Genomic DNA, 18,516 nt, shown 5'->3' with positions numbered 1-18,516 from the left:
GGGTCCGGGCCCGGTCAGCTCGGTGTTGCTGCTGCCGCGGCCGGGGAGAGGACGACGGTGTGGGCGCCGGGCGCCAGCGTGCGGGTGATCCGGTGCTGCCCCGCGGTGTCGCGCCAGCTGATCTCGGCGGTGACCGGCGCTCCCGTGCGGGCGCCGAGGCCGAAGAGGAGCTCGGTGCCGTTGACGCCGGTGTGCCCGTTGGCCGGCTGCAGCTGCTGGGTCTGTACGCGCCCGTCGGCGGTGCGCACCGTCACCTTCGCGCCGACGGCCGGCGTGCTGCCGGTGCCGCCGGGCACGGTGGTGGGCACCCGCAGGCGCAGGGCGAGCCGCTCCCCGGCGGGGCCGGTGTTGTGCAGGTAGGTGGAGCGTCCCCACTGGTTGGCCACGACGATGTCCAGGCGGCCGTCGCCGTCGGCGTCGGTGAGGGCGAAGGAGCGGGTGGGCACCTGCTGGCGCAGGCCGACGGCCGCGCCGAGATCGGTGTAGCGGCCGCCGGCCGTACGCACCCAGAAGCGGTTGCCGGCGGCGCCGGAGAGGTCGTCCCCGGCCTTCACGCGCGGCCAGCTCAGCGGGGAGTGCAGCAGGCTGTCGTTGCTCATGGCGAGCTCCTGCAGTTCGGGCCATTTGTTGGTGCCGCCCTGGGTGAAGCCGGTGGCCTGCAGGATCTGCGGGTGCCCGCTGTTGTCGAAGTCGCCGGTCTTCACGTCCCAGGACCAGCCGGAGCGGGCCAGGCCGAGGTCCTCGCTGCGGTCGCGGTAGGGCGCCGTGCCCTTGGCGAGGTCGGTGACGGGGCCGTTGCGGGTGAAGACGAAGTTGCTCTCCTCCAGGGCGTAGGGGAGCGTGATGTTGCTGACGAGGATGTCGGGTTCGCCGGTGCCGTCGAGGTCGGCGAAGGCGACGCCCATGCCCTTGTACGAGTCGTGGCCGAGCACCTTCGACTTGGGGGTGGTCGCGGTGCGTTCGCCCTCGGCGAGGGTGAAGGAGGCCGTGCCGGGCCGGGAGCGGTTGACCAGCAGCCGGTCGGGGCCGAAGTCGTTGGCGACGTACAGCTCGGGCAGCCCGTCCCCGTCGAGGTCCTGCGCGCCGAGCGCGAGCGTCCAGCCGTGCCGTACGCCCGCGGGCAGGGCGCCCGGCGCGTCGCGGAAGACGGCGGCGGGCTCGGCGCCGCCGTGGCCGGAGGCCCACAGCAGGACGTGGGCGGTGCCGGCGTTGCGGGCGTTGGACATGCCGTCCTGCATCGCCATGCGCGGGTCGTCGGCGGCCTTGGTGTCCAGGACGCGGGCGCCGTCGGGGAAGTAGTTGCCGACGACGAGGTCGGGGTGGCCGTCGCCGTCGATGTCGGTGTGGTTGACGGTGGTGGTGTTCCACACCTGCATGGGTGAGACGACTTCCTGGGGGCGGAAGGCGTCGGCGGACGGCTCGGTGCCGGCCCGGCGCAGGAACAGCACCGGGGAGCGGCCCCAGTAGTACACGAGCACGCCCGTGGTGCCGTCCTGGGCGAAGTCACCGGTGACGCAGCCCATCGGGGCCATGGTCCGCGGATCGAAGTCCAGCCCGCGGGGCACGAGGGCGAAGGGCGCGTACCGGCCGCCGGAACCCGGCAGCGGTCGCACGGTCACCGAGTCGTCGCGCGGATCGACCAGGCACACGTCCCCGTCCCGCCCGGTGCCCGCCACGTCCCCGACGGCGGCACTCGCACCGACCGCGGAGATCCACGCGGAGATCCGGCGCAGGCCGGGCTGTATGTGCCGCAGGGTGCGGGCGCCGGGCGGATCGCCGTTGAGGTACTGGGAGGAGAAACGGAAGCGGCCGGCGAGCCGCTCGCGTTCGCCGGCGGACGTGCCGGGCTGCGCGGCGACGACCCCCAGACTGGAGACGATCACCAGGGCGACGACGGGCGCGGCCAGAGCCCGCCACCACGCCCCGCGTTGCGGGGTGCCGCGAGTGTCGGTGCGGGGCATCTTCCCTCCGGGGGTACGGCGACGGGGCTGGTCGGGGGCGGGCTGGTCGGGGGCGGGGAGCGGGGCCCGCGGGGCGGTTGGTGGCGCTGGTCCTCGGGGCCGGTCCGGGAGGGCCGGCCGGTGGGCCGGTCGGTGGGGGCCGGTCCGCACGGCCGGGTCCCCGGCCCGGGTGGCCGGCCTTCGGCCGCCGGCGGGCCGCGACAGGGGCCCCGTGCACCGCCGGCTCCGCCGGCCGTGTCAGCGGGCCGCCAGGGCGCTGCCGCTGATCATGTCGCGCCAGGCGAGGTAGTCGTCCAGGGTGCCGTCGCCGTGCAGTTTGCGCTCGGCCGCCACCGTCCAGTCGGCGGCCGTCGCCATGTCGACGCCCGCCAGCCGCAGCACCCCCCGGTGCGTGTGCTCGGGTACGTGCCCGCCGCGGCGCCGGGCCTCGGCGGCGAAGGCCGCGCCCTGGGCGAGCTCGCCGCGGTGGGGGCCGGCGTGCTCGCGCAGCCGCTCCAGTTCGGCGTCGTCGGCCCCGCCCGCGTACGCCGCGGCCAGGCCCACGCCGCTCCACAGATGGCCGCGGCGGTCGGCCGGGAAGGTCTCGATCACGTCGGCGATCCGCTCCGGATCCGCCGACTCGACGAACCACAGGCTGCGCCCGAGCCCCTGGTGCCGCACGGCCCCGTACGGCGTCGGCGGGCCCGAACCCGCGAGGCGGGCCACGGCCCGGCGGCCGCCGAAGTAACCGCGGGAGAAGCCCTCGCCGTCCAGGGTCAGCCACTGCAGCAGCGGGTCGAGGCCCAGCCTGCCGCGGGCCCCGGGCAACGGCACCCGGGCCAGGGCCCACCCGGCGCCCACGTGCACCAGGTGCACGTACGGCCGGCCGGGCCCGGCGAGCAGGCCGGCCAGCCGGCGGCCCCGGGCGAACAGGAGGCTGTCCAGCAGCGCGCAGGCCATGCCCGCACCCTCGTAGGCGAAGCCCCGTTCACCGCCGTCCAGGGCGGACAGCCGCTCATGGACACGGTTGGTGCCCGTGCTCTCGACGGCCGTGTTGAAGCCGGTGAGGAAGGAGCGGGCATGGCGCTCCAGGACCTTGCGGCTCTCCGGTCTGCCGCAGTGGAAGCCCCGTACGGAGAAGTCGGCCATCTCCTCGGGCAGGCGCAGGCGGCGGGCCCAGCGTGGAGCACCGTCGGCGGGATTTCCGGACATGTGCGGCCCCCGTCCTGTCCTCAAGGGTGCTGCGACGCCGCGGAGTTCGACGGCGCGGGTCGTCGGCCGGACTCGAACACAGTGCGTATTGCTATCAGTTGCCGAAGTGACGGTCAACACACCCGGCGCGGTGTCCTTGAAGTTGCCCGGTGGGGCGCAGCAGCACCTCCCCGATCGCCACGCGCCGCGGAGGCGTCACCACGTGCGCGATCGCCTCCGCGACGTCCTGCGGCCGCAGCGCCCACCCGTCCGGCCCTGCGGGACGATTGCCCACAACCGCGTGCGCCATCCAGCCCGTCCGGCGTTTGAGGACACCGGGCGAAGCCCGGTCCGGGGGGCTGGGGGCTTGCCCCCGGTTTCGGGAAGGGGCGGGGTGGGGGAAAGGCCCGCCGCAGGCTCCCGTGTCACGGGCCCAGGAGGCCCATGAAGTCCACGCAGCGGCGTACCGCCTCCGGTTCGCCTTCGATGCGCAGGCGCCCCGACAGCAGTGCCTCGAACGGCGTGTGCATCTCCGCACCGATGCTCACGAACGTGTGCGCGTCCGTCGTGACGACCAGCGCCGGCTCCTGCGCGGGCCCGCGCCTCGTGACGGCGCGGCCGTCCGCCACCTCGATGTGGAACGTCTCGCCGTCCACCCGGAACTCGTACGCCTCCGCGACGTCCGGCACCGGACGGCCGTGGATCATCGCCTGGACGGCCAGGATGCCCCACGCGGCCCGTACCGTACCGCCGGCCGCGTCGGCCTCGCCGAGGAAGCCCATGCCCCAGCGGGCGAGGGAGAGCAGCGGCTCGCGGAGTTCCTCGCCGCGCGCCGTGAGCCGGTACTGCTTGCCGCGGCCGTCGCCGGGGACGGCGGCCGACTCGATCACCCCGCGCTCGGTGAGCGCCCGCAGCCGGTCGGAGAGCAGGTTGGGGCCGAGCCCGGGCAGGTTGCCGAGGATCTCGTTGAAGCGGGCGGGGCCGATGAGGAGCTCGCGCACGATGAGCAGCGCCCAGCGCTCGCCGACGACGTCGAGGCCGGCGGCGAGCCCGCAGAACTGTCCGTAATGGCGCTTGCCCTTCATGCGGAACCCTCAACTCGCGGCCGTCTCGCTTCACTTGATGGTAGCAACACCTGTGAGCAACCTGGGAGAAGGCGGGTCGCGCGGCCGGTCAGGCGCGGGCGGGCGCCGCCTCGGGGACGACCTCGTCCAGGCGCCGGCCGCGGGTCTCCGGTCCGAACGCGGCGAAGGCCACGGCGGCCAGGGCCAGCGGGACGGCGCCGAGCAACGCCGTGACGCCGAGCGGGGGCACGGTGACGGCGGCGGCCGACAGGGCGAGGATGAGCACGCCGCCGGCCTTGCTGGTGCCCGCGGACCAGCTGGAGCCCAGGGCGCGCAGCGGGGTGGGGTACGCCTCGGAGCTGTAGGCGGCCATGACGGCCGCGGTGGCGCTGATGCCCCACAACGGGACGAGCAGCAACAGCCGCAGACCCAGGCCGTGTCCGGCGGCGGTGGGGCCGAGGGCGGCGAGCGCCACCAGGGCGCCGGCGGTCAGCGCGGACAGGGCGATGACGGTGCGCCTGCTGCTCCACAGCCCGTACAGCAGGGCGGTCAGCACGTTCAGGGGCAGGCTGATCAGGGCGCTGTCGCGCAGGACGCGGTCGGAGGAGACCTCGGTGATGCCGAGCCGGCCGAGGTTGGTGGGCAGCCACATCTGGAAGCCGTACGCCATCAGGCCGGCGCCCAGGGCGAGGACGGTCAGGGCCAGCGTCGGGCCGCGGAAGGCGGCGGCGAACAGCCGGCGGTAGCCGCGGACGGCGCCGGCCGCCGCCTCCTTCGGGGCCCGGTCGGGGGCCCGCACCACGTCCTGCGGGCCCGTCCCCGCCGTGGCGCCGTAGCGGGCCAGGACCTGCCGGGCCTGCTCGGTGCGCCCGGTGGCCAGCAGGTAGCGGGGGGACTCGGGGATCCAGCGGTTGAGAACGATGAGCAGCAGGCCGGTCGGCAGCCCGACCAGCCACAGGATGCGCCAGCTGTAGGTGGGGGTCAGGGTGGCGGCGAGCCAGCTGGTCAGGACGTAGGCGACGGTGACGTTGCCGCCGATGAGGACCATGAGCCAGCCGCGGTGGCGCTGCGGGACGGTCTCGGCGAGGAGGGTGAAGGCGATGGGGATCAGGCCGCCGGCGGCCGTGCCCATCACGAAGCACATGGCGACGTTCCAGGCGAAGCCCGGCATGGCGCCGCACACGGAGGTGGTCGCGAACAGCACGCCGGCCAGCAGGATGGAGCCGCGCCGGCCGATGCGGTCGCCGAGCGGGCCCCACAGGAACGAGCCGGTCATGGTGCTGGTGATGCCGGCCAGCGGCAGCCAGGCGACGGGCACGTCGCCGCCGGGGTGCAGCGGGGAGGCCAGGCCGTACTCGGCGGCCACGCCGGGGGCGACGAAGGACAGCGTCATCGGCTTCATCACGTCGATGGTCACCGCCAGGGACAGCACGGCGAGCAGCGCGGCGTGGGCGGGGCGCAGCGGGGCGTCGTCGAGGGCCCGGACGCGGACGGAGACGACGCGGCGGCGCAGGGCGGCGGCCTGCCGGGGCAGCAGTCCGGCGGTGACGGCGGCGAGGCCGGCCAGGACCAGGCCCATGCCGGTGAGCATGGCGGCGTCCATGGGCATGCCGGCCATGCGGTAGCCCATGTGCCGGGCGTGCAGGTACATGGGCAGGTGGAGCAGGGCGCCGGTGGTGCAGGCGGCGGCGCCGGCCCAGAAGAGCACGGGCCGCGGGAAGCCGCCGCCCGTACCGTACGACCGGTCTCCTCGCGCGTCGGCCATGCCTTCTCCCTTCGCGGCAGCCGTATTCCTAGCAGCGGCCCGGGGCTCCGACAAGGGGTGGCGCCCCGCAGGGGCGCGCGGCGGGAGGTCAGGAGCCGGGGGCGGTCTCCTCGCGCAGCCACGCCAGGTACTCGGCACTGCCGGTGACGACCTCGGTGGCGACGACCTCCGGGACGTCGTAGGTGTGTTCGGCCTTGATGTGTGCTTCCAGGTCCCGGTAGCGGGCGGCGGTGGTCTTGTAGAGCACGCGCCACTCGGTGGCGGTCTCGATCGCGCCCTGCCAGCGGTAGACGCTGGTGAGGGGGCCGTCGATCTGGGCGCAGGCGGCCAGGCGCGCCGCGACGGCGCCGGCGGCCAGGGCCCGGGCCCGCTCGGCGCTGTCGGTGGTGGTGGCGACGAGGAGGAAGGACTCTTCGGGCACGGACTCTTCGGGCAGGGACTCTTCGGACATGGCGCCGACCGTACCGGCCGGGGGCGCTGTCAGTGGTGCCGCGTAGGCTCGCGAGCATGGGTTACGCAGAGCTGCGCGAGTTGCAGAACGCGCTGAGCACCGCCTCGGACATCGCCTTCTCCCTGGGCGCCGAGCCGGCTCCCCATGAGACGGAGCCGCTCATGGAGGCGCTGCGCCGGGCCGTGGCCGCGGCCGGGTCCCTGGGTGCCGGCGCGGGGCCCACGGGCTGCCCGGAGCACCCCCGCGGGCCGGTGGACCCGCTGTACGGGGACAAGGAGGATCCACTGCCGCCGGGCTGGGGCAAGTGCCTGCTGTGCAACGACCGGCGCCGGCGGGCCGGCGGCCGGCGCCGCGGCGGCCGGCACTGACCCGCCCGGCGCCGGCGCGGGGGCTCAGTGGGCGAGGGAGGCCCAGAACTCCTCGAAGGACAGCACGCCGTCGCCGTTGGCGTCGCGCTTGTTGATCAGCGCCTGGGCGACGGTCTCGGTGACGTTGAAGTCGCCGAGCTCGGCCATGACGTGCTTGTACTCGGCGGCGGTGATGAAGCCGTCGCCGTCGACGTCGAAGCGGTCGAACGCCTTGCGCGCCTCGGCCTTGCGGGTCTCTTCGGTGATGTCGGCCATGTGGAGCCTCCCCTTGGATGTGCGAGTGACCGGCACAGATTACTCACGCCGCCTGCTCAGCTCCGCACCAGGCGCAGGTAGCGGTCCCAGTCCCAGTGCGGCCCGGGGTCGGTGTGGGTGGCGCCGGGCACCTCGCTGTGACCGATGATGTGCTCGCGGGTCGCGGGGATGCCGTAGCGGGCGCAGACGGCGGCGGTGAGCCGGGCGGAGGCCCGGTAGAGGGCGTCGGTGAAGTACTCGGGGCGGTCGGTCCAGCCCTCGTGCTCGATGCCGATGCTGCGGGTGTTGTAGTCCCAGTTGCCGGCGTGCCAGGCGATGTCCTTCTCGCGCACGAACTGCCCGATGTAGCCGTCGGCGGAGGCGACCATGTAGTGCGCGGAGACCTTGGCGCGGGGGTCGCGGAAGATCCGCATGGCGTCGCCGAAGGTCTCCTCGGTGACGTGGACGACGACGAACTCGACGGGGTGGGCCGCGGGCCGCGCGGAGACGGTGTAGTTGGCGCTGCTGGCCGGGATCCAGTGGGTCGTGGGGTAGCCGGTCGCCTCGGTGAGGGGGCCCGGGGTCTGGTCCATGACGATGCCCTTTCGCTGGCTCCTGCATAAACATAAGACCTACCGGTCGTTAATTCATGGAATGCAAGGTCCGTGGCGCACCTCACCTTGGAATGCGGAGGTCTCGCTTTGGTCCCGGCGTATTCCTCATGACATAGTCGACGCCAGCGACCCCCATTGACCCGGGCCAGGTCGTGATCGTCGCCGCGCGGGCACACCCCTATTCCCACGCGGCACACCGAAGGGGCCCCGTCCCGCTGCGCCGGCGGACGGGGCCCCTTCGCATGCGCACCGCTCGGCTGCGGACGCTCAGCGCTCGGCCACCCTCATCTCGAACCACGTCGTCTTGCCGCGCGCCAGCAGGTCCACGCCCCACCGGTCGGAGAGGGTGTCGACGAGGAACAGTCCACGCCCGCTGGTGTCCAGCTCGCGCACCGGCAGCAGGCAGGGCAGCCCCCGGGAGGGGTCGCGCACCTCGATGCGCAGCCAGCCGCGCCGGCGCAGCATCCGCAGGCCGAAGAAGCGCGCCCCGGTGTGCCGTACGGCGTTGCCGACGAGCTCGGAGACGAGCAGCACGGCGTGCTCCGCGGTCCGCTCGGACAGGCCCCAGTGGCGCTGGACGACCAGCTGGGTCAGCCGGCGGGCGCCGGCGGCGGACCGCGGGCGCGAGGGCAGCCGGATCTCGCCCAGCGCAGGGTTGCCGTAGAGCTCGAACATCTTGAGCACCGGTTCGTCCGCGACGATCGGCATCGAGCCCGCGGGGTCGGCCGTACCGACGCCCCGACGTGGCTGTTCCGTTCCCTCCAGGCCCGCCATGCCCCCCATCATGGCCGCCCACGCCGCCCGCGGGAGGGGAACACCGGGATTCGATTCCACGGAGGTGACCCTTCCGGGGCCCCTCGGTGACATATGCCAGTGGCCCTGGACCACCCGGCACATCCGGGCTGACCTGCAGCCGAAGGCGCCCCGGAAAAGATCCACAGGGCGCCCGGTCACAGTCGTTCAGAGGGTGGTGCGCCGTGGACGGAATTCCCCCACAAGAGGCAACTTCCCGGGGAACATCCGGTCCGGGCACACCACCCAACAGTCAGCAGTTCAGCCGAAGTCAGACGAATTTTGCCTTCCCCGGACCGTCCTCGACAAAGCTGCGCATTCCGATCTCCCGGTCCTCGGTGGCGAACAGCCCCGCGAACCAGTTGCGCTCGATGGCCAGTCCGGTGTCGATGTCGGTCTCCAGCCCGGAGTCCACCGCCTCCTTGGCGGCGCGCAGCGCGATGGCCGGACCGGCGGCGAGCCGGGCCGCCCAGGCGTGGGCGGCCCCGTGGACCTCCGCCGCGGGCACCACGCGGTCGACGAGGCCGATGGCCAGTGCCTCGTCCGCCTTGACCTGACGGCCGGTGAAGATGAGGTCCTTGGCCTTGGACGGGCCCACCAGCCGCGCCAGCCGCTGGGTGCCGCCCGCCCCGGGGATCAGACCGAGCAGGATCTCGGGCTGGCCGAGCTTGGCGTCCTCGGCGGCGATCCGGTAGTCGGCGCACAGCGCCAGCTCGCAGCCGCCGCCGAGCGCGTAGCCGGTGACGGCGGCCACGACGGGCTTGGGGATGCGGGCGACGGCCGTGAAGGAGTCCTGGAGCCCGCGCGAGCGCGCCACCATGCCGGCGTGGTCCATGTGCTGCATCTCCTTGATGTCAGCACCGGCGGCGAAGACCTTCTCGCCGCCCCACAGCACCACGGCCCGCACGTCCTCGCGGCGCGTGACCTCCTCGGCCAGCTCGCGCAACCGGTCCTGGGTGGCGATGTCCAGCGCGTTCATCGGCGGGCGGTCCAGGCGGATGGTGCCGACGCCCTCGGCTACCTCAAGGTGCACAGTCATGACGCAAGGTTAGCCACGGTTAACGCCGAGCGGCCCGGTGCGTTCGGTCACAGCACCGGGCCGCTCGGCGGCTGGAAGCAGGGTTGCGTCAGGCGGGGTCCTTGACCCAGTCCGCCCAGGGCATGTTCCAGCCGTTGAGGCCGTTGTCGGGGTCGATCGTCTTGTCCTTGGAGTTCTTGACGACCACGACGTCACCGATGAGGGAGTTGTTGAAGAACCACGCGGCGGGCGTGGAGGGGTCGCCGCCGCCGCGCTCGTCGTACAGGCCGACGCAGCCGTGGCTGACATTCTCCGAGCCGAAGGTGGACTCGCCCGACCAGTAGTTGCCGTGCAGGAAGGTGCCGGAGCTCGACAGGCGCATCGCGTGCGGCACGTCCGGGATGTCGTACTCGCCGCCGAAGCCGACCGTGCGGCCGTCCATGCGCGTCACTTCGTACTTCTCGCTGATGACCATCTGACCGTTGTAGGTCGAGTGGCCGGGGGCGCCGGCGGATATCGGCACCGTCTTCAGGGGCTTGCCGTCGCGCTCGACCGACATCTGGTGGGTGGCGGCGTCGACCGTGCTGACCTGGGAGCGGCCGATGGTGAAGTGCACCGTCTTGTTCTGGGTGCCGTAGACGCCCTCACGGCCCTGCACGCCGTTGAGGTTCATCTGCAGCGTGACCTTGGTGCCCGGCTTCCAGTAGTGCTCGGGGCGGAAGTCCAGGCGGTCGTTGCCGAACCAGTGGCCCTTGACCTCCACCGCCGGCTCGGCCGTCACCGTGATGGCGCGCATGACGGCCTTGGGGTCGGTGATGCCGCGGCTGAAATTGAGCGACACCGGCATGCCGACGCCGACCGTGCTGCCGTCCTCCGGCGTGAAGTAGCCGACGAAGGTGTTCTCGGGGGTGAGGGTCGTGAACGTCGCGTGCTTCGCGGACGTACGTCCCTTCTTGTCCTTGGCGATCGCGTCCACCGTGTACTTGGTGGAGGCGCCCAGGTGACCGGTCGGCTCCCACGAGGCGCCGCCGCCGGCGATCTTGCCGTCGACGACGTTGCCCTTGCCGTCGGCGACCTTCACGGACGTCAGGGTGCCCTGCTGTGCCGTCACCTTCAGCGCCCCGCTGGTCGCCACGTCGGTGGCGCCGTCCTTCGGAGCGATGGTCACCACCGCCTGGGACGGGCCGTCGGCGGCCTTGTCGTCCCCGCCCTTGTCGTCCCCGCTGCAGCCGCTGACCAGCGTCAGCACGGCTCCCAGCAACAGGGCGGGCAGCGCACCCCGGCGCACCCGGCGCCCCGATATGGGCTGCACCTTCATGTACGGATCGTCTCCCCTCGAACGGCCCGCAACTGCGCGGCGCCGGAGCGCGGCACACGCGCTTCATCGATAGATAACCACACGCCACCGACCGCGCTGACCGTGCGATTGTCACCGTTCGGTCCCAATGGGACAGGGTGCTGCGAACCGTGCGTCCGCGGTGAAGGCAGTGACCGAAGTGAAGCGTTAGTTTCCGGCCAGGTCAAACTCGCGTTCGCCCCTGTCGCGCCGGGCCTGTCCCGGCGTCAGTCCCCGGCGATCCGGGGGCCGAGCGCCGAACCGGCCCGCCACTGCTCCCAGGTCAGGTTCCAGCCACCGAGGCCGTTGTCCGGCGCGACCACCCGCTCCGGCGAACCGACGACCTCCACCACGTCCCCGACCAGCGTGGATGCATAGAACCACCCCGCCGGGGTGTCCGCGCCGCCGCCCTGGACGTCACGCAATCCGATGCAGCCGTGGCTGGTGTTGCGCGCGCCGAAGGCGTCGGGCGGGGCCCAGTAGTTGCCGTGCAGGAAGGTGCCCGAGCCGGTCAGCCGCAGGGCGTGCGGTACGTCCGAGATGTCGTACTCGCCGCCGAACCCGACGGTGTCCCCGTTCATCCGCGTCACCGGGAACTTGTCGGTGACGACCATCCGCCCGCTGTACGTGTCGGTGCCCGCGGCGCCCGTCGTGACCGGCACCGTGGCCACCGTCCGGCCGTCGCGCACCACCCGCATCGTGTGCGCGGTCGCGTCGACCCGGCTCACCTGCGAGCGCCCGATGGTGAACGCGACGGTCTTGCGCTGGATCCCGTACACCCCCCGCGCGGCGCGCACGTCGCGCAGCCGCAGGTCGAGGGTGACCTGCGTGCCGGGCCGCCAGTAGGTGCGCGGGCGGAAGTCCAGCCGCGAGGGGCCGAACCAGTGCCCCACCACCTCCACCGGCGGCCGGGAGGTGACGCGGATGGCGCGCTCGACGGCCGCCCGGTCGGTGACGGGCCGGCTGAAGCCGAAGGAGACGATCATGCCGGTGCCGACCGTGCTGCCCGGCTCGGGCGCGAAGTAGCCGACGAAGCGGTGCTCGGGCACGTACGTGGTGAAGGTGGTGTGCCGCGCGGTGCGCCGGCCGGTGGCGTCGACGGCCACCGCGTCGACGGTGTAGCGGGCGGCGAGGTCGAGCCGCGGCGCGGCGGGCCGCCAGGCGTGCCCGTCGGCCGACACCGCCCCGGCCACGGGCCGGCTGACGCCGTCGCGCACCTCGGTGACGGTCACCTGCGTCAGCCGGCCGCGCGGCGCCCGCACTTCGAAGGGGTCCCCGGCCAGCACGCCGCGCGCCCGGTCGTGGGGGCTGATGCGCAGGAGCTCGCGCGTCGCCGGGCGGGCGTCGTCCATGAGGGCGGTCTTCGGCGTCACGGTGGCGCACCCGGCGAGCGCGGCCAGCAACGCCGGCAGGGCCAGTCCCCGTGCCGCGCGCGTGAGGGCAAGTGTCACACCGGGCCCAACGACGCGCCCCCCTTGGGGAAACGTCCCTGCACTCGCTTGCTGCGGCCGATCACACGTGTGAGCGCATGGGCGGATCAGGGAAGAACAGGGGGAAGGACCCGGTCGCCGGGCACCCGGCCCAGGGGCCGGCCGGGTGCCCGGCGCGCTATTCGAGAGCCGCCGGAGGCGACAACGTGTCGAGCGCAGCCGAACGAGTGCCGTCCGTCGTCTGGCCGGGCGGCCCCGAGCCGCTGGGCGCCCGCTTCACCGAAGGCGCCGACTCCCCTGGCGGCGTGCCGGGCACCAACTTCGCGCTGTGGGCCGGCGGGGCCGAGGCGGTGGAGCTGTGCCTGTTCGACGACGACGGCCACGAGACGCGGCACCTGCTGACCGAGCTGACCCACGAGGTCTGGCACGGCTTCGTGCCCGGCGTGCTGCCGGGCACGCGCTACGGCTACCGCGTCCACGGCCGCTGGGACCCGTGGACCGGGGCCCGCTGGAACCCCGCCAAGCTGCTGCTGGATCCCTACGCCCGCGCAGTCGACGGCGAGTTCGCCGGCACCGCGGCCGGCGGCAGCCGCGGCGGGCTGCCGGCCGAGGTGTACGGACACGTGCGCGACTGGCCCCAGCAGCACGTCGCCGACACCGTCCGCGACGAGCGGGACTCCGCCCCGCACGTCCCCAAGGGCGTGGTCGTCGGCCGCACGGCGCAGGACCCCGGGGCGCCCCGGCCCGGCACGCCCTGGCCCGACACGGTCATCTACGAACTGCACGTGCGCGGCTTCACCATGCGTCACCCCGGCGTGCCAGAGCCGCTGCGCGGCACGTACGCGGGCCTGGCCCACCCGGCCGCGATCGAGCACCTGACGCGGCTGGGCGTGACGGCCGTCGAGCTGCTGCCGGTGCACCAGTTCGCCAGCGAGGACCACCTGCTGCGCCGCGGCCTGCGCAACTACTGGGGCTACAACTCCATCGGCTACTTCGCCCCGCACGCCGGCTACGCGGCCTGCGGCACCCGGGGCGGCCAGGTCGCCGAGTTCCAGCGGATGGTGCGGGCCCTGCACGAGGCCGGCATCGAGGTCGTCCTCGACGTCGTCTACAACCACACCGCCGAGAGCGGCGAGCACGGTCCCACCCTCTCGCTGCGCGGCATCGACAACCGCCGCTACTACCGGCTGCAGTCCGACCCCCGCCGCTACGCCGACTACACCGGGTGCGGCAACACCTTGCACGTCGTCCAGCCGGGCGTACTGCGCCTGATCACCGACTCGCTGCGCTACTGGGTGACGGAGATGGGCGTCGACGGCTTCCGCTTCGACCTGGCCGCGGCCCTGGCCCGGGCCATGCACGACGTCGACATGCTCTCGCCCTTCCTCGCCGTCATCGCCCAGGACCCGGTGCTGCGGCGCGTGAAGCTGATAGCCGAGCCCTGGGACGTGGGCTCCGGCGGCTACCAGGTCGGTGCCTTCCCCCCGCTGTGGGCGGAGTGGAACGACCGCTACCGGGACGCGGTGCGCGACTTCTGGCGCGGCGCCCTGCCGGACGTGCGGGACCTGGGCTACCGCCTGTCCGGCTCGTCCGACCTGTACGCCTGGGGCGGGCGGCGGCCGTACGCCTCCGTCAACTTCGTCACCGCGCACGACGGGTTCACCGTGCGCGACCTGGTGAGCTACGAGCGCAAGCACAACGAGGCCAACGGCGAGGGCAACCGCGACGGCAGCGGCGACAACCGCTCCTGGAACTGCGGCGCCGAGGGCGAGACGAACGACGGGCGCGTCAAGGCGCTGCGCCGGCGGCAGGTGCGCAACCTGCTCACCACGCTGCTGCTGTCCACGGGCGTGCCCATGCTGGTGGCGGGCGACGAGATGGGCCGCACCCAGGGCGGCAACAACAACGCCTACTGCCAGGACAACGAGACCGGCTGGATCGACTGGTCGCTGGCCGCCGACCCCACCTGGCGGGCCGTCACCGACCTGTGCTCCCGGCTGCTCGCCCTGCGCCGCGCCCACCCGGTGCTGCGCAGCCGCTCCTTCTTCTCGGGCCTGCCGCGCGACGCGGACGGGCTGCGCGACCTGGCCTGGTTCACGCCGGAGGGCACCGAGATGACGGAGGCCGACTGGTACGCGCCGACCGCCACGCTCGGGATGTACCTCTCCGGCCGGGACATCCCGCAGCGGAGCCCGACGGGCGCACCGGTGGTGGACGACAGCTTTCTGGTCGTGCTGCACGCCGGTGCGCGCTCCCTGCGCTTCACCCTGCCGGGGCCGCCCTGGGCGAAGGCGTACGAACTGCTCGTCAACACCGCCCTGGAGGACCAGAGCGGCGCTCCGGGCCTGCTCCGGGAGGCGGGCACCCGCCTCTCCCTGCGCCCCCGCTCGGTGCTGCTGTGGCGGGTGGTGCACACAGCGGACGACCGTGCGGATCCGGACGGAAAACAGGAGACGGCAAACGGGGTGAGCGGACCGGTGGTCGGTCGTACTCTCCCCACTGATGACCGCGACCAGTGAACCGACGGGTGCACCACCGCGCAGGCACCGGCAGGGACATCGCTCCACCGTGCGCTCGCTGCTGCGGCTGTGGCCGTACGTGCGCCCGGTGCGCGGCACCCTGGCCCTCGCCGCCGGCGTCACGGTCCTCGCCTCGTGCCTGGTGCTGGTCATCCCGCTGACGCTGAAGTGGATCGTGGACGGGCCGGTGGCCGCCCGCGACCCCTCGGGCGTGTGGCTCGGCGGGCTGGCGCTGCTGGTGCTGGGCTTCACCGAGGCCGCCCTGTTCGGGGTGCGCCGGGTGGTGGTGGCCCGGCCGCTGGCCCGGGTGGAGGCGGACATGCGGGCCGCGCTCTACGCCCACCTGCAGCGGCTGCCGGTGGCCTTCCACGACCGCTGGCCCTCGGGGCAGTTGCTCTCCCGGGCCACCACCGACCTGATGCTGCTGCGCATCTTCCTCGCCTTTCCGCTGACCTTCCTGCTGGTCAACAGCGTGACCATCGTGGTGGGCTTCGCGATCCTGCTGCAGCAGGACGTCCGGCTGGGCCTGGTGCTGCTGGCGCCGGTGGCCCCGCTGGTGGTGCTGTGCTCGCTCTTCGAGCACCGCTACTCGCGCGCCGCCCGCTCGGCACAGGACCTGATCGGCGACCTGACGACGCTGGTGGAGGAGAGCGTCCTCGGCATCCGCGTGGTCAAGGGCTTCGGCCGGCACCGCAGCAAGCAGCAGGCGTTCACCGCGCTGGCCGAGCGCCTGCGCGGCACCGAACTGCGCAAGGCGGCGCTGCTGGGCGGCCTGTGGGCCGTCATCGTCGTCCTGCCGGAACTGGCCATCGGGGCGACCCTGCTGCTGGGCGTGGTGCGGGTCGGCGAGGGCGATCTGTCGGCCGGCACGCTGGTGGCGTTCCTGTCGACGGCGCTGGCCCTGCGCTGGCCGGTGGAGTCCATCGGCTTCCTGCTGGCCGTCACCAACGACGCGGCCAGCGCCACCGACCGCTACTTCGAGGTGATGGACACCCCCGCGCAGGCCGACGCGCCGGTGCCCGCGGCCCGCCGGGCGCAGCCGCGGCGGCCGGACGGGCTGCGCCTGGAGGGCGTCACGTTCCGCTACCCCGACGCGCCGCCGGCCGCCCCGCCCGTGCTGCGCGGGGTGGACCTGCACGTACGGCCCGGCGAGACCATGGCCCTGGTGGGCGGCACCGGCAGCGGCAAGACCACGCTCACCGCTCTGGTCCCCCGGCTGTACGAGCCCACCGCCGGCCGGATCACGCTCGACGGCCGCGACAGCGCGAGCATGCCCCGCGAGCAGCTGCGCGCCCTGGTCGCCGTGGCCTTCGAGGACCCCACGCTGTTCTCCGCCACCGCCGCCGAGAACGTCCTGATGGGCGCCCGTGGCGCCACGGAGGACGACCTGCTGCGCGCCCTGGAGGTGGCCCGGGCCGGCTTCGTCCACGAGCTGCCGCAGGGGCGCCGCACGCAGGTCGGGGAGCAGGGGCTGAGCCTGTCCGGCGGCCAGCGCCAGCGCCTCGCCCTGGCCCGGGCCATCGTCGGCCGCCCCCGCTTCCTGGTCCTCGACGACCCGCTCTCCGCGCTCGACGTGCACACCGAGGCGCTGGTGGAGGCGGCCCTGCGGGAGGTGCTGGCCACCACGACCGCGCTCGTCGTCGCCCACCGTCCCTCGACCGTCCTGCTCGCCGACCGGGTCGCCCTGCTGTCACGGGGCCGCATCGCGGCGGTGGGCACCCACCAGGACCTGCTGCACACCAACGAGGAGTACGCCCACCTGATGTCCGGGCCCGCACCCGGTACCGACGGCCCGGAGGTGCCATGACCGACCCCGCCGAACGGGACCTGCCGCCCGCCCCCGCGGGCGCCTCCCGCGCCCTGCTGCGCTCGCTGCTGGCGCCCCGGCGCGGCCGGGTCCGCCTCGCGGCGGTGCTGCTGCTCGTCCAGCAGGCCGCGGTGCAGGCCGGCCCGTTGCTGGTGGCGTACGCCATCGACCGCGGCGTGCCCGCGGTGCGCCGGGGCGAGGACGGCCCGCTCGTCGCCGTCGCCGCCGGCTACCTGGCCTGCGCGCTGGCGTCGGGGCTGCTGCAACTGGTCTTCGTGCGGCTGGTCGCCCGCATCGGCCAGGACGCCCTGCTGGACCTGCGCGGCCGGCTCTTTCGCCACGGGCAGGCGCTGAGCATCGACTTCCACGAGCGCTACACCTCGGGGCGGCTGATCTCGCGCGCCACCACCGACGTCGAATCGATCCGCGAGCTGCTGGTCGACGGACTGCAGGAGCTGATCGGCGTCGCCCTGTCGGTGCTGTACGTCTCGGCGATGCTGCTGTACCTGGACGTGCCCACCGGCATCGCGGCCCTGCTGTCCTTCGCCCCGCTGGCCGTGCTCGTGCAGTCCTACCGGCGCCGCTCGATCGTCGTCCACCGGCGCCGCTCCACGGCGATCGCGGCGGTCATCGTGAAGTTCACCGAGACCATGAACGGCATCCGGCCCGTGCAGGCCTTCCGCCGGGAGGCCGTCAACGACGCCCACTTCGAGGAGCTCAACCGCACCCACCAGCGGGCCAACACCGCCACCTCGCTGGCCATGGCCCGCTACGTCGTCTCCTCCCGCCTGGTGGCCAACGCCGCGGTCGCCGCCATCGTCGTGTGGGGCGCCCACCGGGTCGCCGGCGGCTCGCTGGCCCTGGGCGTCCTGGCCGCCTCCGTGCTCTACCTGCGGCGGCTGTACGACCCCATCGACCGGCTGGGGATGTTCCTGAACTCCTACCAGTCCGCGGCGGCCTCCCTGGAGAAGATCGCCGGGCTGCTCGCGCAGCGCCCGTCGGTGCCCGAGCCGGCCGCTGCGCTGCCGCTGCCGCCCCGCCCGGCCGGCCGGCCCGGGCGCGAGGTGGTCTTCGAGGCCGTGGCCTTCGGCTACCGCACCGGCGGCGAGGTGCTGCCCCGCTTCGACCTCACCCTGCGGGCCGGGCAGACGGTGGCGCTGGTGGGCGAGACGGGTGCCGGCAAGTCCACGCTGGCCAAGCTCCTCGCCCGGTTCTACGACCCCACGAGCGGCCGGGTGCTGCTGGACGGGGTGCCGCTGGACCGGCTGGCGGGGGCCGAGCTGCGGCGCGGGGTGGTGATGGTGACGCAGGAGGCGTTCCTGTTCTCGGGCACGGTCGCCGACAACATCGCCCTGGGCCGGCCGGACGCCGGCCGGGCCGAGGTGGAGCGGGCGGCCCGGGCGATCGGCGCCCACGACTTCATCAGCGCGCTGCCCGAGGGCTACGACACCGACGTCCGCAAGCGCGGCGGCCGCATCTCCGCCGGTCAGCGGCAGCTCGTCTCGTTCGCGCGGGCCCTGCTCGCCGATCCGGGGGTGCTCGTCCTGGACGAGGCGACGTCCTCGCTGGACATCCCCGGGGAACGGGCGGTGCAGCAGGCCATGCACACCGTGCTGCGCGGGCGTACGGCACTGGTCATCGCGCACCGGCTGTCCACCGTGCAGATTGCCGACCGGGTCCTGGTGATGGCCGGCGGCCGGATCGTGGAGGACGGCAATCCGGCCGAACTGGCGTCGGCGGGCGGACACTTCGCCGGACTGCACCGTGCCTGGCGGGACAGCCTGGTCTGAGCGCCCGCTATACGAACACCGATCTTTCGCCAACGGACATATTCCGGCCAAGTTGTTGACGCGCTCCTGACATCGGACACATGGCGGTGGCACTCTTCAGCTCACCTGACGCGGGCTCCCCCACATTCCCCACCTCCCCGCGGCGGACAGCTCTACCCACTTTCCCCTGGTGACCTTCCCCCCTCCTTTGTTCTGCC

15 protein-coding genes are annotated in these 18,516 nt (G+C 73.7%); 4 read left to right on the top strand and 11 right to left on the bottom strand.

Translation table 11 applies throughout. The features are described from left to right. Window positions 1–14: 14 nt before the first annotated feature. The 5 genes from ABD361_RS15120 to cutA all read right to left on the bottom strand — a co-directional run bounded on the left by ABD361_RS15120 (window position 15) and on the right by cutA (window position 6,411). Complete coding sequence (locus ABD361_RS15120) at window positions 15–1,961, bottom strand: CRTAC1 family protein (protein WP_344435753.1); 1,947 nt, start codon at window positions 1,959–1,961, stop codon at window positions 15–17. Window positions 1,962–2,198: 237 nt separating this feature from the next. Then, window positions 2,199–3,152 carry a DUF1702 family protein gene (locus ABD361_RS15115; RefSeq protein WP_344435752.1) on the bottom strand — a complete coding sequence of 318 codons (954 nt, stop codon included), beginning with the start codon at window positions 3,150–3,152 and terminating at the stop codon, window positions 2,199–2,201. 404 nt (window positions 3,153–3,556) lie between these two features. After that, entirely contained in the window at window positions 3,557–4,216 is a 660-nt protein-coding gene (locus ABD361_RS15110) for a winged helix-turn-helix transcriptional regulator (protein ID WP_344435751.1), read from the bottom strand. 88 nt (window positions 4,217–4,304) lie between these two features. Beyond that, on the bottom strand, window positions 4,305–5,960 hold the full coding sequence (locus ABD361_RS15105) for an MFS transporter (protein ID WP_344435748.1): 1,656 nt from the start codon (window positions 5,958–5,960) through the stop codon (window positions 4,305–4,307). Window positions 5,961–6,048: 88 nt separating this feature from the next. Further along, entirely contained in the window at window positions 6,049–6,411 is a 363-nt protein-coding gene (gene cutA / locus ABD361_RS15100; RefSeq protein WP_344435747.1) for a divalent-cation tolerance protein CutA, read from the bottom strand. A 56-nt stretch (window positions 6,412–6,467) separates the two neighbouring features. On the opposite strand from cutA, the gene ABD361_RS15095 reads away from it, so the two are divergent. Then, entirely contained in the window at window positions 6,468–6,779 is a 312-nt protein-coding gene (locus ABD361_RS15095) for a hypothetical protein (RefSeq protein ID WP_344435746.1), read from the top strand. A gap of 24 nt (window positions 6,780–6,803) precedes the next feature. On the opposite strand, the gene ABD361_RS15090 is transcribed toward ABD361_RS15095, so the two are convergent. From ABD361_RS15090 to ABD361_RS15065, 6 genes are all read right to left on the bottom strand, one after another. Beyond that, window positions 6,804–7,034 carry an EF-hand domain-containing protein gene (locus ABD361_RS15090; protein ID WP_344435745.1) on the bottom strand — a complete coding sequence of 77 codons (231 nt, stop codon included), beginning with the start codon at window positions 7,032–7,034 and terminating at the stop codon, window positions 6,804–6,806. A gap of 56 nt (window positions 7,035–7,090) precedes the next feature. Continuing rightward, on the bottom strand, window positions 7,091–7,606 hold the full coding sequence (locus tag ABD361_RS15085) for an N-acetylmuramoyl-L-alanine amidase (protein WP_344435744.1): 516 nt from the start codon (window positions 7,604–7,606) through the stop codon (window positions 7,091–7,093). A 288-nt stretch (window positions 7,607–7,894) separates the two neighbouring features. Beyond that, complete coding sequence (locus ABD361_RS15080) at window positions 7,895–8,401, bottom strand: ATP-binding protein (protein WP_344435743.1); 507 nt, start codon at window positions 8,399–8,401, stop codon at window positions 7,895–7,897. 289 nt (window positions 8,402–8,690) lie between these two features. After that, window positions 8,691–9,458, bottom strand: coding sequence for an enoyl-CoA hydratase/isomerase family protein (locus ABD361_RS15075; RefSeq protein WP_344435742.1), 768 nt, complete (start codon window positions 9,456–9,458; stop codon window positions 8,691–8,693). An 88-nt stretch (window positions 9,459–9,546) separates the two neighbouring features. Beyond that, window positions 9,547–10,755, bottom strand: a complete 1,209-nt coding sequence (locus ABD361_RS15070) for a L,D-transpeptidase (RefSeq protein ID WP_344435741.1) — start codon at window positions 10,753–10,755, stop codon at window positions 9,547–9,549. A gap of 245 nt (window positions 10,756–11,000) precedes the next feature. Then, complete coding sequence (locus tag ABD361_RS15065; RefSeq protein ID WP_344435739.1) at window positions 11,001–12,224, bottom strand: L,D-transpeptidase; 1,224 nt, start codon at window positions 12,222–12,224, stop codon at window positions 11,001–11,003. 77 nt (window positions 12,225–12,301) lie between these two features. Here ABD361_RS15065 and glgX point away from each other — a divergent pair, with 77 nt between their 5' ends. From glgX to ABD361_RS15050, 3 genes are read left to right on the top strand one after another with little or no spacing between them, the layout of a single operon-like run. Further along, complete coding sequence (gene glgX / locus ABD361_RS15060) at window positions 12,302–14,722, top strand: glycogen debranching protein GlgX (RefSeq protein ID WP_425583211.1); 2,421 nt, start codon at window positions 12,302–12,304, stop codon at window positions 14,720–14,722. Next, complete coding sequence (locus tag ABD361_RS15055) at window positions 14,706–16,529, top strand: ABC transporter ATP-binding protein (RefSeq protein WP_344435734.1); 1,824 nt, start codon at window positions 14,706–14,708, stop codon at window positions 16,527–16,529. The genes glgX and ABD361_RS15055 overlap by 17 nt, the downstream gene beginning before the upstream one ends. Beyond that, window positions 16,526–18,319 (top strand): ABC transporter ATP-binding protein, encoded by a 1,794-nt coding sequence (locus ABD361_RS15050; RefSeq protein WP_344435732.1) that lies wholly within the window; start codon window positions 16,526–16,528, stop codon window positions 18,317–18,319. The genes ABD361_RS15055 and ABD361_RS15050 overlap by 4 nt, the downstream gene beginning before the upstream one ends. The last annotated feature ends 197 nt before the right edge of the window (window positions 18,320–18,516 follow it).

It is taken from the genome of Streptomyces luteosporeus, from assembly GCF_039532865.1.
GTDB lineage: Bacteria > Actinomycetota > Actinomycetes > Streptomycetales > Streptomycetaceae > Streptomyces > Streptomyces luteosporeus.
Note: the sequence above shows the minus strand (reverse complement) of the source record. Positions and strands in the feature narration are given on the sequence as shown.

What these genes read in the sequence shown, in the direction of transcription:
- ABD361_RS15120 (WP_344435753.1), bottom strand. Translation starts at nt 1,961, where the DNA reads ATGCCCCGCACCGACACTCGCGGCACCCCGCAACGCGGGGCGTGGTGG.
- ABD361_RS15115 (WP_344435752.1), bottom strand. Translation starts at nt 3,152, where the DNA reads ATGTCCGGAAATCCCGCCGACGGTGCTCCACGCTGGGCCCGCCGCCTG.
- ABD361_RS15110 (WP_344435751.1), bottom strand. Translation starts at nt 4,216, where the DNA reads ATGAAGGGCAAGCGCCATTACGGACAGTTCTGCGGGCTCGCCGCCGGC.
- ABD361_RS15105 (WP_344435748.1), bottom strand. Translation starts at nt 5,960, where the DNA reads ATGGCCGACGCGCGAGGAGACCGGTCGTACGGTACGGGCGGCGGCTTC.
- cutA (WP_344435747.1), bottom strand. Translation starts at nt 6,411, where the DNA reads ATGTCCGAAGAGTCCCTGCCCGAAGAGTCCGTGCCCGAAGAGTCCTTC.
- ABD361_RS15095 (WP_344435746.1), top strand. Translation starts at nt 6,468, where the DNA reads ATGGGTTACGCAGAGCTGCGCGAGTTGCAGAACGCGCTGAGCACCGCC.
- ABD361_RS15090 (WP_344435745.1), bottom strand. Translation starts at nt 7,034, where the DNA reads ATGGCCGACATCACCGAAGAGACCCGCAAGGCCGAGGCGCGCAAGGCG.
- ABD361_RS15085 (WP_344435744.1), bottom strand. Translation starts at nt 7,606, where the DNA reads ATGGACCAGACCCCGGGCCCCCTCACCGAGGCGACCGGCTACCCCACG.
- ABD361_RS15080 (WP_344435743.1), bottom strand. Translation starts at nt 8,401, where the DNA reads ATGGCGGGCCTGGAGGGAACGGAACAGCCACGTCGGGGCGTCGGTACG.
- ABD361_RS15075 (WP_344435742.1), bottom strand. Translation starts at nt 9,458, where the DNA reads ATGACTGTGCACCTTGAGGTAGCCGAGGGCGTCGGCACCATCCGCCTG.
- ABD361_RS15070 (WP_344435741.1), bottom strand. Translation starts at nt 10,755, where the DNA reads ATGAAGGTGCAGCCCATATCGGGGCGCCGGGTGCGCCGGGGTGCGCTG.
- glgX (WP_425583211.1), top strand. Translation starts at nt 12,302, where the DNA reads ATGGGCGGATCAGGGAAGAACAGGGGGAAGGACCCGGTCGCCGGGCAC.
- ABD361_RS15055 (WP_344435734.1), top strand. Translation starts at nt 14,706, where the DNA reads ATGACCGCGACCAGTGAACCGACGGGTGCACCACCGCGCAGGCACCGG.
- ABD361_RS15050 (WP_344435732.1), top strand. Translation starts at nt 16,526, where the DNA reads ATGACCGACCCCGCCGAACGGGACCTGCCGCCCGCCCCCGCGGGCGCC.